The sequence below is a fragment of the Ruegeria sp. CL7 genome (assembly GCF_056536445.1).
In genome coordinates, this window is record NZ_JBQFPQ010000001.1 from 678796 (window position 1) to 692119 (window position 13324).

The following is a 13324-nucleotide window of genomic DNA, read 5'->3' on the forward strand; positions in this document are numbered from 1 at the left end:
ATGACCCTTAACATCAAACCGATATCAATAGCCGCTGTTCTGACTGCGACGACCGCCATCCCGGCTGTGGCGGAAATGAAGTACGAAAACAATAGTGGCGGATATGTACTGTTGTATGGACAGCTGCACCCCGCCTTGATCTCGGTGGATGACGGACAGGATACCGAGACCCGTGTTCTCGACAACGATCTGTCAAACAGCCGTGTTGGCCTGCGTCTTGTGCAGCCATATGGAAGCAACGAATTCCAGTTTTGGTTCGAAACAGGCCTTGGCCTGCCGGGTTCGGCGTCTGCCGATCAATTCGGAACCAACGCAGATGGATGGAATCGCGAAGACATTCGCCATGTGGACTTTTCGTTGAAAGGTGGCTACGGCAAGTTTTCGGCAGGTCAGGGCAGCATGGTCGCCGATGGCGCCGCAGAGGTTGATCTGTCATATGTCGGAACCGCGCTGTATTCGTTTACCAACGATGAAAATGCAGGGTTCTTCTATCGCGACACGACCGGAATGCTGAGCGGTATTACGGTGGGTGACAGTTCCAGCAACTTTGATGGCGCGCGGCGTGGTCGTGTGCGGTATGATACGCCGTCGTTCAATGGGTTCTCCGCCGGATTCGCTTACGGTCAGAACATTTTGTCCAGCAGCGACGACGACGACTATTATGACGTCGGTCTGTTTTACGAAAACACTTTTGCCGGTGGTGTGGAGTTCGCTGCAGCCGTTGCCTATTCGGTAAGAGACCGGGATAACAATTCGGGGGATCGCAAAGATACGATCGGTTCTGCTTCTGTCCTGCTTCCCAGTGGCCTGGGTTTTACGATTGCGGGCGGTACGCGCGACGATGATCAGGCCGGTGCCACGGATCCGAACTATTGGTACGGTAAGATCTCGTACGAAGGCAACTGGGTGTCCTGGGGCAAGACTGGCGTCGGTATCGACTATTATGATGGCTCGGATTTCCAGAGCAACGGTTCTGACACCAAAGCCTGGGGTATCGCGGTCGTGCAGAAAGTCGAACCGATCAACACGGATGTCTATCTGAAATACCGCAACCACGATTTCGATGACGGCACATCCTTTGACAACAACGAGGCATGGGTTCTGGGCGCACGCTGGAAGTTCTGATTGCCCGGCTGGAACAAGCGCGAACGCCCCGGTTTCCGGGGCGTTCTTTTTTGCGGTTTTGGCGATCAAATACCACTGGATTCAGCCTTTGCCCCTTGCACGTGGGCGGCTGGGCAAATAGAAGGCTTCAAATTTGCCCGGCGCGCCCTTTTTGCGCGCCCCGAATCCTATGGGGACTACCATAATGCAGGTTACCGAGACGCTGAACGAAGGTCTGAAACGTGGCTACAACATCGTTGTGTCAGCAGCCGAGCTGGACGAGAAGGTCAATGAAAAGCTGACCGAGGCGCAGCCGGAAATCGAAATGAAAGGTTTCCGCAAAGGCAAGGTGCCAATGGCGCTGCTGAAAAAGCAGTTTGGCCAGCGCCTGTTGGGCGAGGCGATGCAGGAAACTATCGACGGCGCCATGAACAAGCATTTCGAAGACAGCGGTGATCGCCCCGCGCTTCAGCCCGAGGTCAAGATGACCAATGAGGACTGGAAAGAAGGCGATGACGTGGAAGTCGCCATGTCCTACGAGGCGCTACCAGCGATCCCGGAAGTTGACCTGAAATCGGTCGAGTTGGAAAAGCTGATCGTCAAGGCCGATGACGCCGCCGTCGAAGAGGCGCTAAACAATCTGGCGGAAACCGCTCAGGACTTCAAAGCGCGCCGCAAGGGGTCAAAAGCCAAGGACGGCGACCAGATCGTGTTCGATTTCGTTGGCAAGGTTGACGGCGAAGAATTCGAAGGTGGTTCGGCAGAGGATTACCCGCTGGTTCTGGGCTCGAACAGCTTCATCCCCGGCTTCGAAGATCAACTGATTGGCGTGAAAGCCGAAGAAGTAAAGGACGTCAACGTTACGTTCCCTGAAGAGTACGGTGCCGAGCATCTGGCCGGAAAAGACGCCGTGTTCACCTGCACAATCAAGGAAGTCAAAGAACCGGTTGCTGCGGAAGTGAACGACGAACTGGCCAAAAAATTCGGCGCCGAAGATCTTGAAGCCCTGAAAAGCCAGATCGCAGAGCGCCTGGAAGCTGAATATGCAGGTGCATCTCGCGCCGTGATCAAGCGCGCTTTGCTGGATGCGCTGGACGAGAAGGTGTCGTTCGATCTGCCGCCGTCGCTGGTTGAAGCCGAGGCCAAGCAGATTGCGCATCAACTGTGGCACGAAGAAAACCCAGAAGTCGAAGGCCACGATCATGACCCGATCGAGCCCACGGACGAGCACACCAAGCTGGCCGAGCGCCGCGTGCGCCTGGGCCTGTTGCTGGCTGAACTGGGCCAGAAGGCCGAGGTTGAAGTCACCGACGCTGAGATGACACAGGCAATCATGAACCAGGCACGTCAGTACCCGGGTCAGGAACGTCAGTTCTTTGAGTTCGTTCAGCAGAACGCACAGATGCAACAACAGCTGCGTGCGCCGATCTTTGAAGACAAGGTTGTGGACTACGTTTTGGAGCTGGCTCAGGTCACTGACAAGGAAGTCAGCAAAGACGACCTTAAGAAAGCCGTTGAGGCACTGGAAGAGGAGTAATCCTCTTCCTTCCCTTCATCGGAAGAAGGGAGAAAAAAACGGAGCCGCCTGCAATCAGACGGCTCCGCATGGGTGGCTTTTGTATCTATGAGGTGAGGGGGTCAGGCCTCATGAGCAAAAGCACGGGGGGTTTCCAAAAGAGCGGTTTTTTGTTCTGGCGTGAAGGTATCCGTAAGCGCTTCGATCAGCTTGAGGACATCTTTCCGTTCAGCTTCGGTTTTTGCCGCGCTCATCTGTTCCACAAAGTACTTCTCTAGATCGGTGAGTGGTTTGTGATCCTGATTCGCAGGATTCTTGGCTGCGGCTTTCTTCGCGGCAAACAGGGCCAGCGCTTCTTCGTCGTCCATGAAGACGTCATTGTGAATGTCCGCAAATTCACGCAGACCGGCGATACGTTCTTCGGTGCAGTCCAACAAAGCAGCCAATGCGTGAACCTTGCCCATTGGAACCGTCTTGCCGACATAGTCATAAGGCGCGCAATTCGAACGCTTCAGCACCCGATCCATGACCGGATCGATCACGGTGATGATGTCCTGAATACCTGCGTTTTTCGCATATTCCAAAGAACCGATCATCAACTCGCAAGTCGCGTAGGAGACTGAGTTCTTTTCCTTGCCACGCGTGAGGCGTTGGGTGTCTACGCAGAAACGGGTGGATTCCCACATGGTTGCGCTGCGAAGAGGTGCTTCGCCGCAAAGGATCGCCGAGAAGACATCCGACAACATGTGTGGTCCGGTGGTCTGGAGGGCACGCACGGCTGCGACGACATTCCCCTCATCGTCGAGTCCGATTACATATGCCGGGTCCAGTTGATCGAACTCGTCGATTTCTTTTCCGTCTTGAATGTTGACGTCCCATCCCAGGCGCCCACCAAAAACACGTGCTCTCAGCTCGAACATTTCGTCAAGAACTTCGCTGAACATATGTCTGTTCAGGCCATCTACCACGATGATCATTTCTTCCCCCTTCGAGTGGTTGTTCGGTAATTTAGAAGTTACCGGGCCCGGGGAGATTTTCTATTGGGGGTTTCCCGTATTTTGGCGAAATTTGGCGATTTTTTTGTTTAACTTGGGGTAATAAGCCCAATTGCAATCGCGCGGCCAACGGCCTGAGGGGTGGTCAGCGCACTAAGCTTTTCTCGGCTGGAACGCAAGTGCACTTCTACGGTTCGGTGCGAAATGGACAGAATATCGCCGATATCCTGTTGCGATTTCCCCGCTGCAACCCACTGCAATATCTCTGTCTCACGTCTGGAGAGCGTTGGATGATACAGCGCGCTGGTCAATTCGTCTGATGAAACCACGTTGTCATGGATGTGTACTGCCATCGACTGCAAGTCACTGATGACATGCGTATAAAGCTTGCGCCATTCCTCTTTGCTGCAATTGCGCGTTGCGCTCAGCAGGCCGATATCCCCATAGGGGCCGCGCACGGGAATCGTAACGCCTTGGTTCGGCAATCCAAAATCATGGGCATCCCGGAATACACGTTGGAAATCGGGGCTGCGCTCGAGGCGGCTCCAATCCACCGGCGCGATGCTGCGGCGGGCCATGTGGATGGTCGGGTCGATCATGATCAGACCCTGGTTCTGGTAGTGCTTGTTCCAAGCGTCGTCATAGGTCACAAAGCCTGCCACCGTACCGGCGGCCGGGTTCATGCCAGCATATGCAGCATGATCCATATCATGCTTCTCACAGATTTGCCTTAGAAATTCGGTGTATCGAACTTCTGAATCCGGCAGAGTGCTCAGATCGACAATTTCCATGTGGTGCCTACCAGCTGCGGCCCATCTTACAGCCCGATGGTGTCGTCGAGCATGCATATAACACAGAGTGGAACCCGTTTACCTCACCGAGCCAGAACACCATAATTTCCTAAACATGACAAGGCGAGGTACTAATTGTCTGCGCAATTCCAAATAATGAGACACTCAATAGAACATTTTTGTCACTATTCGGCAAAAAGTGCTAATTTCACGCAGCTTTCTGACGCTAATCACCGTCAGTTGGCGGGTTTTAGCCCAGTTTCCACCAGCAATCCGCGCGCTTTGGCTTCGGGGTAAAAGCCCTTGGCATAAAGAAATATCGCCCGATCCTGGTTGCCATCAGACAGAAGCCAGGCACCGCGAAGGTATTTCCCTGCAAATTCAAGGTTGGTGTCCGCGTCCAACAAGCCTTTGGCGTTTCCGGTGTACCCCATGGAACGCGCGGTGGCTGGAAGGATTTGCAGCAGTCCATAATAGGGTCGGTTGACCGCCCAGGGGCGATGCGTGCTTTCACGAATGGCAAGCTTGTGAACAAGCTCTCGCGGAAGCTCGTAATGGTCCGCCCATTTGTTGATCGACGCGCGAAGTTCCGGCGTTTCGTTTGGATAGAGCATAGGGTTGAACTGTGATGTTTCGGCCTTGGAGACTTCTCCTGCACCGCAGGCAACCAACGGGGCTGTCAGTAAGAGTGCCAAGAGATTGCGACGGGTGAACGGGGGCATGAGTTTCTCCGGGGTTTCGAGTGGTAATGATATGGCCTGAGTATTTGGCTGCAAGATTATGGATGGAGTTGGGCTGAAATTTGCTGGTTTGTCTCGTAGACAAGAAAAAAGGCCGCGCTGAAGCACGGCCTTTGTTGTGTTCGAAACCTTGCCGGATCAGGCTTTGGCTTCGTCTTCCTCGGCAGGAGAGGCTTCCGGAGCCAGCTCTTCGTCCTCGGATGCGGCCGAGCCGATGTCGTCGAACAGTTCGGCGATCTCGAATTCAGCGGCTGCTTCTTCTTCGGCGGCCAGTTCTTGGATCGATTTGCCCGAGGCCTGAAGCTCGGCTTCTTCTTCCGAACGCGCCACGTTCATCTTGATTTCAACTTCGACTTCGGGGTGCAGCTTGACTGCAACCGAGTGCAGGCCCAGTTCCTTGATCGGATTGACCAGAACAACCTGCTTTTTGTCGACAGTGAAACCAGCTTCGGTTGCGGCGTCAGCGGCGTCACGCGGGGTGACTGAGCCGTACAGAGCGCCAGCATCCGATGCCGAGCGAATCACGATGAACTGCTGTCCGTCCAGCTTTTCAGCCAGTGCTTCAGCTTCTTTCTTGGTTTCCAGGTTGCGGGCCTCAAGCTGCGCTTTCTGGGCTTCGAACGACGCGATGTTGGCATCGGACGCGCTCAGGGCTTTGCCCTGGGGCAGCAGGAAGTTGCGGGCGTAGCCGGGCTTGACGTCAACGACGTCGCCCATCTGACCCAGTTTCGCAACGCGTTCCAGAAGGATAACTTGCATGTCAGTCTCTCCTTACTTCACGGCGTAGGGCAGCAGGGCGAGGAAGCGGGCGCGCTTGATAGCACGGGCCAGTTCACGCTGCTTTTTCGCCGAAACGGCGGTGATGCGCGAAGGTACGATCTTGCCACGCTCAGAGATGTAGCGCTGCAGCAGACGGGTGTCTTTGTAGTCGATTTTCGGCGCGTTCTCACCCGAGAACGGGCAGACCTTGCGGCGGCGGAAAAATGGTTTTGCGGCCATGGTTTAGTGTCCTTTCCTCAGGCGGTGATCAACGACGCTCGCGGCGGTCGCCACGTTCGTCACGCTTCTGCATCTGAACCGACGGGCCGTCTTCGTGACCGTCAACCTTGATGGTCAGAACGCGCATGACGTCATCATGCAGGCGCATCAGGCGTTCCATTTCCTGCACCGCGCCCGAGGGGGCATCGGTTTTCAGAAAGGCATAGTGGCCCTTGCGGTTCTTGTTGATCTTGTAGGCCATCGTCTTGACGCCCCAGTACTCGCTATCAACCAGCTTGCCGCCGTTGTCAGCCAGAACGGTGCCGAAATGTTCGACGAGGCTTTCCGCCTGCGCGTTGGACAGATCCTGACGCGCGATCATTACATGCTCATACAGTGGCATGTGCACTCCTGTTTATGTCAAGGCGCATTTCATAGGCGGGGCCATCCGGTCCTTCGCGACCCTGCCACGAGAGGCTGCGCGATTCATCTGATTGCGAAGGATGGCCCCGTATACACGTTTGAACCGCAGGAGCAAGCCCCGCCACATATGCCTTTGAGACGCCGCCCAATTTCCTTTGGGCCGCCCAAATGCTGACGCTTTTCGGCTCAAAGTTGTTTTGCATACCGGACGTTACCCGGACCAAACAGAAAATCGACAGTAACCTGATAAAAGGTGAAGTGTTATGACCGCGACCAATACAAACACATACCGGGAAGAGGCGGCAGGCTCGCGCTTTGAGCATTCGGTGCCGGTAATGATTGCCTTCGCGCCAAACTGGAAGGCCCGTTTGATCCTGGCGCGGTTGGTCGGAGCGTTCCTGATCTTTTCGGCGTTTTCGATGTGGCTGATGCCGGGTTCGATCGTGGGTGCAGATGTCTGGCCGATCAAGATGGTGGCATCCATGCTGTTTCTGATCGTCGGTGTCAGTTTGCTGACGATCGAAGTACTTGATCAGCGCCCGGATGCCTATTTCGATCCGATCCGCCGCGAAGTCCGTGTTCTGCAAAAGAACGAAGACGGACGCCCTCAGACGGTGCTGCGCCGCAGCTATGAATCGCTGGGTGGTGCGCGTTTTGAGGAAAACGAAGTCCACTTGTTTGATGTGGATGGGAGCCTTTTGATGAAGCTGCCCCTTGAATCGGCGGATGTCAGCCGAGCGTTGAAAGGGCAACTGAGCAAGAGCGTAACAATTTTCGGCTGAACTTTATTCTGTTCAAAAAGGAACAGATGTTGTGACTCGAAAAAGGTTGTGTGCCGCCGACAGGCGGCACATTTTGTTTGTGAGCAACCCAGACGGTTTGCATTCACAAAAACGCGGAGATTGTTATGAAATCCACCCTTCTTGCTGCTGCACTGGCCGTATCGGCGACCACGGCATTCGCCAGCGCCGAGAAATACGTGCTGGACCCGAGCCACAGCCAGGTTGTCTTCAGCTATGACCACCTGGGCTTTTCAACCACAACCGGCATGTTCTCGGGCTTTGAGGGCGAGATCATGTTCGATCAGGAAAATCCCGCCGCCTCCAGCGTGAGCGTGTCGATGCCGGTATTGGAGATGCTCACCGGTTGGAAGCCACGTGAAGATCACTTCATGACCGAGGATTTCTTTGGTGCGACCGAGGGCGATCTGATCACCTTTACCTCGACGGGTATCGAAGTGACCGGTGAAGACACGGCCAAGATCACCGGCGACCTCACCATGAACGGCGTGACCAAATCCGTTGTTCTGGACGCCAAACTGAACAAGGTTGACACCCACCCGATGGCGAACAAGCCATGGGCCGGTTTCAACGCCACCACGACCCTTGTCCGCAGTGAATTTGATCTGGGCCAGTTCGCACCGTTCGTAAGTGACGAAGTGCAGGTGCAGATCTCGGTCGAAGCGCAAAAAGCCGAATAAGCGCAAGACAACGAACACGAAAACCGCCGGTGATCCTGTCACCGGCGGTATTTTTTGGCATTACTGACTGCGGGACGCGGCGAGTTCCACAGCGACGGTGACGATGAAGCCGAGCGAGTCTTCGGTGGGCTGCGATGCGCCGATGCCGAAATCCAACCTGTTCAGATCAACCGAGCCCGTCATGGTCGCGGTGTCGTCCTGAAGGTCCAGTGAAAACGGGAGTATGATATCGATCGTCTTGTCGCGGATTGTCAGTGGTCCGCGTGCCTCATATCCGCTTTCGGTTTTGAAAAGGTCAGCCGCGAACCGGGCCGTCGGAAACTGGGCGTTGTTGAAGAAATCCGCACCCATGGCCTGTTCGGTTACGGTTCCGAGGCTGAGAGACCCTATTGCGATCGTGACCTCGACGGACCCGGCCGGGCCAGGCTCGGCAGGGTCGTCAAAAGCAATTGCGGCTGTCCAGTCGGAAAACGAGCCGGTGACCGGGCTGCCCAATTGGGAAATCGTGATGGACAGGGTGCCGTTCTGAACCTGCCAGTCTGATTGCACCTCGGCCAGTTGGACGTCGGCGTCATCATCGTCGGCCTCACGCGCAAATTCGCCAGAGACCCAGCCACCGGTGAGGACAAGCGCCCAAACGGCCACCGCGGCGACGGCGGGCACAAGGGAATGATGCTGGTGCGGAGGCTCCGGTGCATCTGACCCACTCGGCAACATCCTGCGCAACGTGCTGTCTTTGTCTATGACGTGATGCTTCAACGCTCCGGCAACATGCAGGACCAGCGCGCCGACGAGCGTCCACATGAACAGCCAATGCAGAACGCCTGTCACCTCGGCCACAAAGGTTGATTTCGCTACAAAAGGCAGATTTTGGCCGAAGGGCCAGAGGATTGGAGCAAACCCTTCGGTTGCGGCGTGGTGCACCCAACCGGTCAGTGGCACAAGCACCAGTGACCCATAAAGAAGCCAGTGGACGGTTTCGGCGGCAAAAGCCTCGGGCTTGTTGTCGGCATTCAGCAGGCCGGGCTTGGTTTGCGTGAAGGCCCACACTATACGAGCCAAAGCAACGAAGAACACGGTGACGCCTACGGTTTTGTGCAATGAGAACATGCGCGCCGCGCGTGCGATTTCGGCCTCGCTTGGGGCTGTGGAGGCATGCAAGACAGCATGGGCCAGGTTGTCCGCGATCCAGCCGAGCGGCAGGGCCGTGAAGATCAGCAACGCGGTGAGCCAGTGAAACGTCTTTGCGACACTTCCGTAGCTTGAGAAGGAATTGGTCGAGGCCATGGGTGTAACGCTCCGAGATTCTGTGCTGCGCCCAAGTTAAGGTTATCGGAAGTCGGCACAAGTAAGCGCTTGTGCACAGCCAAGGTGCCAGAATGCAGAACACAGGCAGTGCTTGTGCCAGACGATCAGTCAGTTTACACCCCGCCGCAACCTGACATCATCCATGAGGTTGCAATGACACTCGCGTTCGTTTTTCCGGGGCAGGGCGCCCAGACCATCGGTATGGGCAAAGCACTGGCCGATGCCTATCCGGCGGCGCAGGCCGTCTTCGATGAGGTGGACGAGGCACTGGGAGAGAAGCTGAGCAGATTGATCTGGGAAGGCGACATCGCCGACTTGACGCTGACTCAGAACGCCCAGCCTGCTCTTATGGCGACATCCATGGCGGCAATGCGTGCGCTGGAAGCCGAAGGCGTTTCGGTTGGTCAGGCAGCTTTCGTGGCGGGTCATTCCTTGGGTGAATACTCGGCCCTTGCGGCAGCGGGGGCTTTGTCGGTTGCGGATACTGCGCGCTTGCTGCGCACCCGCGGTCTGGCGATGCAAAGTGCCGTACCGGTGGGCGAGGGCGCAATGGCGGCCATTCTTGGATTGGACCTGGAGGCGGTGCGCGCCGTTGCAGAAGAAGCCGCGCAGGGACAGGTCTGTCAGGCTGCCAATGACAACGATCCAACCCAGGTCGTTGTGTCCGGTTCCAAGGCTGCCGTGGAGCGTGCCGCCGAGATTGCCAAGGAAAAAGGCGCAAAACGTGCTGTTATGTTGCCTGTAAGTGCTCCATTTCACTGTGCGCTGATGCAGCCTGCGGCAGATGTCATGGCGGAAGCGCTTGCTGCCGTCGAGATAAAGGCGCCTTCCGTGCCTTTGGTGGCCAATGTGCGCGCCGAAGCCGTCAGTGATCCGGATCTGATACGTCAGTTGCTGGTGGAACAGGTAACGGGGTCGGTTTGCTGGCGCGAAAGCGTTCAGTTCATGGCCGCGCAGGGCGTGACTGAAACGTGGGAAATCGGTGCTGGCAAAGCGTTGTCCGGCATGATCCGCAAGATCGATCGTGCCATTGCAGGCAAGGCAGTGGGCACACCGGAAGATGTTCAAAAGGCCATTCAGGCCGAATCGTAAGCTCAAAAAAGCGTCGTGGCCGACGCACCAAGAGGAAAACCGAATGTTTGATTTGACAGGTAAGAATGCGCTGATCACTGGTGCTTCGGGCGGTATCGGAGGCGACATTGCACGTGCGTTGCACGGTGCTGGCGCAGCGGTCGGATTGTCCGGTACACGTGTCGAGCCATTGCAGGCTCTGGCAGACGAACTGGGCGAACGCGCGCATGTGTTGCCTTGCAATCTGAGCGATCCGGAGGCCGTCGAAGCGTTGCCAAAGCAAGCGGCCGAGGCGATGGGATCGGTGGATATCCTGGTGAACAATGCGGGTATCACGCGCGACAACCTGTTCATGCGCATGTCCGATGAGGAATGGCAGAGCGTTATTGACGTGAACATGACCTCGACGATGAAACTGTGCAAAGGTGTGATCCGCGGCATGATGAAGTCACGCTGGGGCCGGATCGTGAATGTCTCGTCCGTGGTGGCCGCAATTGGCAACCCGGGGCAGGCAAACTATGCTGCGTCAAAAGCCGGGATGATAGGGTTTTCCAAGGCTTTGGCTCACGAAGTGGCAACGCGCGGAATTACCGTGAATGCCGTGGCTCCGGGCTTTATCACCACGGCAATGACAGAGAAGCTGACCGAGGAGCAGAAAAAGGGTCTGTTGCTCAAGGTTCCGGCGGGTCGCATGGGTGAACCCGAAGAAATTGCAGCGGCTGTACTGTATCTTGCCAGCCCCGAAGCGGGTTATGTTACCGGAAGCACCTTGCATGTGAACGGCGGTATGGCCATGTTGTGATCGCCACAGGGGCAGCGCGAAAGCGTTTGCCTCTTGCGTCGACTATGCTATAGGCGGCGCATCTATGCGGGGCCGGTTGTTCAGGTCGGCCTTCGACTTCCCGGTTCGCCGGGACCCAAACCGCCCGAAACGGGCAAATCAAAGCCAACCCGTGCGGGCAAGGGCAGAATCGGGCAGACCGCCCTGTAAAGGAATGAGGAATAGACATGAGCGACGTCGCAGATCGCGTTAAGAAGATCGTTGTTGAGCACCTGGGTGTTGAAGAAGATAAAGTCGCGGAAAACGCGTCCTTCATCGATGATCTGGGCGCAGACAGCCTGGACACCGTTGAACTGGTCATGGCCTTCGAAGAAGAGTTCGGCATCGAAATCCCCGATGACGCAGCCGAGACCATCCAGACCTTCGGCGACGCCGTAAAGTTCATCAGCGAAGCGTCCTAAGCGTTTCCCTCTGTACAAATGCGGCGCTTCCGGGCAACGGAGGCGCCGTTTTTTTATGCTTGTTCAAAATTCATGCTTGCGCGGTCATTTTTGGATGCGCACTGTTTCCATTGAGGCAAAATTCAAAGTGGACAGGGCATGATAAGATCCACTCCCATGATAAATACCGCGCGTTTGACGCTGTGTGCCATGCGCCCGGAGGACTTTGACCGGTTCGCCGAGATCTGGAGAGATCCGTGCGTCGTTCAGCATATTGGCGGCTCACCCCGATCGCGCGGAGAAGCATGGGATTCCTTTTTGCGCAATGCCGGGCATTGGCACATGGCCGGGTTTGGACAATGGGGTGTGCTGCAACAATCGGATCGAAAGCTGATCGGACAGGCCGGTTTCTTTTACGGAAACCGCCGGATGGGCGAGGATTTCGACGGGTTTCCCGAGGCGGGTTGGGTTCTGGCGCCCGAGGCGCAGGGGCAGGGCCTGGGGTATGAGGCGGCCAAGGCAGCGCATGACTGGTTTGACCGGGTGATTCCCGGGCCTTTGGTTGCGATGGTGAATGCGTCCAACGCCTCGTCGCAGAAGCTTGCCAAAAAGCTGGGCTATGTATTGATGCGGGAAGGGGTGTATAATGAAACCCCGGTGCATTTGCTTCGGCGCAACGGGCCACCTGCGCTCGCGTAAATCCGCCACTTCGACACTATGCCGCAAAATGACCAAACTGTGCCGATCCCGGTGATATTGGGAGGGCGTTCCAGGTGTATGCTGCCGGGGATTTTCAGAGCGATTGAGCGGAGGACCGAGCTCATGAGGATATACCCCACTATGGAGTTGCAGAACGGCCGGTGTGTCACGTTAGACAAAGGTCGTTTGGACAACGCTATGATTTGGCACGTAAACCCGGTTGAAACGGCGCGAAGCTGGGCCGAAGCGGGTGCCGAATGGATGCACCTGACTGATTTCGATGCGATAGAGGGCAAAGATACCAACGTCGAATTGATTGAAGAGATTATCCGCGCGGCCGAAATCCCGGTTCAGTTGGCAGGTGGTATGCGGACCCGCGAACAGGTCGAGCGCTGGATCGACAAGGGCGTCGGTCGAGTCGTGATAGGGACGCTGGCAGCGCGCGAGCCGAAGCTGGTCAAGGAATTGGCCACGCTCTACCCGGATCAAATCGTGCTGTCGGTCGATGTCTGGCAAGGTTTTGTAATGACGGATGGCTGGCGCAGCCAAAGCGTATTCACGCCCGAAGCGTTTATCGACGCGTTCGAGGGGGCGCCGTTTGCTGCTATCGTGGTGACCGATATCGACAGCGATATGGAGGACGTCGAAGCTCAGCTTGGTTTGATCTCGGGGATCGCCAGTCAGTCGCGCACCCCGGTGATAGCAAGCGGGGTTGTACGTACCGCGGATGACATCTCGCGGCTGGCGTATATTCCCAATATCTCGGGTGCGATCGTGGGGCGTGCATTGTTTCGCAAGACACTTGACCTGACGGATGCTCTGGAAATGGCAAAATCGGCGCATGAGCCGGTGGCACAGTTCCAATAAATACGCTTCGCCCTTTCAACCGGAATCGTGAAAGGGCGGGCACCGATTTCCGTAACCCAAAGCGGTACTGCTTCGGTTACCCGGCGGCGGGAAGCCCGCATGAAATCGCCGTTGCTCTTGCCCCCGGACCC

General features: G+C 56.4%; 16 protein-coding genes. 9 read left to right on the forward strand and 7 right to left on the reverse strand.

Annotation, left to right across the window (positions count from 1 at the left end; all coding sequences use genetic code 11):
• Positions 1 to 1125, forward strand: a complete 1125-nt coding sequence (locus ACR0LI_RS03390; protein WP_171631603.1) for a porin — start codon at positions 1 to 3, stop codon at positions 1123 to 1125.
• A gap of 184 nt (positions 1126 to 1309) precedes the next feature.
• Positions 1310 to 2641 carry a trigger factor gene (gene tig / locus ACR0LI_RS03395; protein WP_171631608.1) on the forward strand — a complete coding sequence of 444 codons (1332 nt, stop codon included), beginning with the start codon at positions 1310 to 1312 and terminating at the stop codon, positions 2639 to 2641.
• 101 nt (positions 2642 to 2742) lie between these two features.
• Here the strand turns inward: tig and ACR0LI_RS03400 are convergent, their stop codons facing one another.
• The 6 genes from ACR0LI_RS03400 to rpsF form a co-directional block, all read right to left on the reverse strand.
• A complete protein-coding gene (locus ACR0LI_RS03400; RefSeq protein ID WP_171631612.1) occupies positions 2743 to 3597 on the reverse strand; it encodes an acyl-homoserine-lactone synthase in 855 nt (284 codons plus the stop codon).
• A gap of 107 nt (positions 3598 to 3704) precedes the next feature.
• Entirely contained in the window at positions 3705 to 4406 is a 702-nt protein-coding gene (locus tag ACR0LI_RS03405) for an autoinducer binding domain-containing protein (protein WP_171631615.1), read from the reverse strand.
• Between the two features lie 236 nt (positions 4407 to 4642).
• Entirely contained in the window at positions 4643 to 5128 is a 486-nt protein-coding gene (locus ACR0LI_RS03410) for a lytic transglycosylase domain-containing protein (protein WP_171723044.1), read from the reverse strand.
• A gap of 156 nt (positions 5129 to 5284) precedes the next feature.
• Positions 5285 to 5905, reverse strand: a complete 621-nt coding sequence (rplI, locus tag ACR0LI_RS03415; protein WP_480487922.1) for a 50S ribosomal protein L9 — start codon at positions 5903 to 5905, stop codon at positions 5285 to 5287.
• 12 nt (positions 5906 to 5917) lie between these two features.
• Positions 5918 to 6145, reverse strand: a complete 228-nt coding sequence (gene rpsR / locus ACR0LI_RS03420) for a 30S ribosomal protein S18 (RefSeq protein ID WP_005608650.1) — start codon at positions 6143 to 6145, stop codon at positions 5918 to 5920.
• A gap of 28 nt (positions 6146 to 6173) precedes the next feature.
• Positions 6174 to 6527, reverse strand: a complete 354-nt coding sequence (gene rpsF / locus ACR0LI_RS03425) for a 30S ribosomal protein S6 (protein WP_152458335.1) — start codon at positions 6525 to 6527, stop codon at positions 6174 to 6176.
• Between the two features lie 283 nt (positions 6528 to 6810).
• On the opposite strand from rpsF, the gene ACR0LI_RS03430 reads away from it, so the two are divergent.
• Together ACR0LI_RS03430 and ACR0LI_RS03435 are read left to right on the forward strand one after the other, a co-directional pair.
• Positions 6811 to 7329: a hypothetical protein gene (locus ACR0LI_RS03430; protein WP_171167615.1), complete on the forward strand. Its 519-nt coding sequence runs from the start codon at positions 6811 to 6813 to the stop codon at positions 7327 to 7329.
• A 125-nt stretch (positions 7330 to 7454) separates the two neighbouring features.
• Complete coding sequence (locus ACR0LI_RS03435) at positions 7455 to 8027, forward strand: YceI family protein (protein ID WP_171631627.1); 573 nt, start codon at positions 7455 to 7457, stop codon at positions 8025 to 8027.
• Between the two features lie 60 nt (positions 8028 to 8087).
• On the opposite strand, the gene ACR0LI_RS03440 is transcribed toward ACR0LI_RS03435, so the two are convergent.
• On the reverse strand, positions 8088 to 9314 hold the full coding sequence (locus tag ACR0LI_RS03440) for a cytochrome b/b6 domain-containing protein (RefSeq protein WP_480718009.1): 1227 nt from the start codon (positions 9312 to 9314) through the stop codon (positions 8088 to 8090).
• A 174-nt stretch (positions 9315 to 9488) separates the two neighbouring features.
• Here ACR0LI_RS03440 and fabD point away from each other — a divergent pair, with 174 nt between their 5' ends.
• The 5 genes from fabD (at position 9489) to ACR0LI_RS03465 (ending at position 13193) form a co-directional block, all read left to right on the forward strand.
• Positions 9489 to 10427, forward strand: a complete 939-nt coding sequence (gene fabD, locus ACR0LI_RS03445) for an ACP S-malonyltransferase (RefSeq protein ID WP_480718010.1) — start codon at positions 9489 to 9491, stop codon at positions 10425 to 10427.
• Between the two features lie 43 nt (positions 10428 to 10470).
• The gene (gene fabG, locus ACR0LI_RS03450) at positions 10471 to 11208 is read left to right on the forward strand and encodes a 3-oxoacyl-[acyl-carrier-protein] reductase (protein WP_152458330.1); all 738 of its coding nucleotides are present in this window, start codon (positions 10471 to 10473) and stop codon (positions 11206 to 11208) included.
• Between the two features lie 206 nt (positions 11209 to 11414).
• Complete coding sequence (locus ACR0LI_RS03455) at positions 11415 to 11648, forward strand: acyl carrier protein (RefSeq protein ID WP_008756330.1); 234 nt, start codon at positions 11415 to 11417, stop codon at positions 11646 to 11648.
• Positions 11649 to 11786: 138 nt separating this feature from the next.
• Positions 11787 to 12326: a GNAT family N-acetyltransferase gene (locus ACR0LI_RS03460; protein ID WP_171631641.1), complete on the forward strand. Its 540-nt coding sequence runs from the start codon at positions 11787 to 11789 to the stop codon at positions 12324 to 12326.
• A 123-nt stretch (positions 12327 to 12449) separates the two neighbouring features.
• The gene (locus tag ACR0LI_RS03465; protein ID WP_171631644.1) at positions 12450 to 13193 is read left to right on the forward strand and encodes a 1-(5-phosphoribosyl)-5-[(5-phosphoribosylamino)methylideneamino]imidazole-4-carboxamide isomerase; all 744 of its coding nucleotides are present in this window, start codon (positions 12450 to 12452) and stop codon (positions 13191 to 13193) included.
• Positions 13194 to 13324 lie beyond the last annotated feature (131 nt).

Excerpts from the sequence above, each read along its gene's own strand:
- rplI (WP_480487922.1), bottom strand. The coding sequence starts at position 5,905 with ATGCAAGTTATCCTTCTGGAACGCGTTGCGAAACTGGGTCAGATGGGC.
- tig (WP_171631608.1), top strand. The coding sequence starts at position 1,310 with ATGCAGGTTACCGAGACGCTGAACGAAGGTCTGAAACGTGGCTACAAC.
- ACR0LI_RS03465 (WP_171631644.1), top strand. The coding sequence starts at position 12,450 with ATGAGGATATACCCCACTATGGAGTTGCAGAACGGCCGGTGTGTCACG.
- ACR0LI_RS03455 (WP_008756330.1), top strand. The coding sequence starts at position 11,415 with ATGAGCGACGTCGCAGATCGCGTTAAGAAGATCGTTGTTGAGCACCTG.
- ACR0LI_RS03460 (WP_171631641.1), top strand. The coding sequence starts at position 11,787 with ATGATAAGATCCACTCCCATGATAAATACCGCGCGTTTGACGCTGTGT.
- ACR0LI_RS03430 (WP_171167615.1), top strand. The coding sequence starts at position 6,811 with ATGACCGCGACCAATACAAACACATACCGGGAAGAGGCGGCAGGCTCG.
- fabD (WP_480718010.1), top strand. The coding sequence starts at position 9,489 with ATGACACTCGCGTTCGTTTTTCCGGGGCAGGGCGCCCAGACCATCGGT.
- ACR0LI_RS03410 (WP_171723044.1), bottom strand. The coding sequence starts at position 5,128 with ATGCCCCCGTTCACCCGTCGCAATCTCTTGGCACTCTTACTGACAGCC.
- ACR0LI_RS03440 (WP_480718009.1), bottom strand. The coding sequence starts at position 9,314 with ATGGCCTCGACCAATTCCTTCTCAAGCTACGGAAGTGTCGCAAAGACG.
- ACR0LI_RS03405 (WP_171631615.1), bottom strand. The coding sequence starts at position 4,406 with ATGGAAATTGTCGATCTGAGCACTCTGCCGGATTCAGAAGTTCGATAC.
- ACR0LI_RS03390 (WP_171631603.1), top strand. The coding sequence starts at position 1 with ATGACCCTTAACATCAAACCGATATCAATAGCCGCTGTTCTGACTGCG.
- rpsF (WP_152458335.1), bottom strand. The coding sequence starts at position 6,527 with ATGCCACTGTATGAGCATGTAATGATCGCGCGTCAGGATCTGTCCAAC.
- ACR0LI_RS03400 (WP_171631612.1), bottom strand. The coding sequence starts at position 3,597 with ATGATCATCGTGGTAGATGGCCTGAACAGACATATGTTCAGCGAAGTT.
- ACR0LI_RS03435 (WP_171631627.1), top strand. The coding sequence starts at position 7,455 with ATGAAATCCACCCTTCTTGCTGCTGCACTGGCCGTATCGGCGACCACG.
- fabG (WP_152458330.1), top strand. The coding sequence starts at position 10,471 with ATGTTTGATTTGACAGGTAAGAATGCGCTGATCACTGGTGCTTCGGGC.
- rpsR (WP_005608650.1), bottom strand. The coding sequence starts at position 6,145 with ATGGCCGCAAAACCATTTTTCCGCCGCCGCAAGGTCTGCCCGTTCTCG.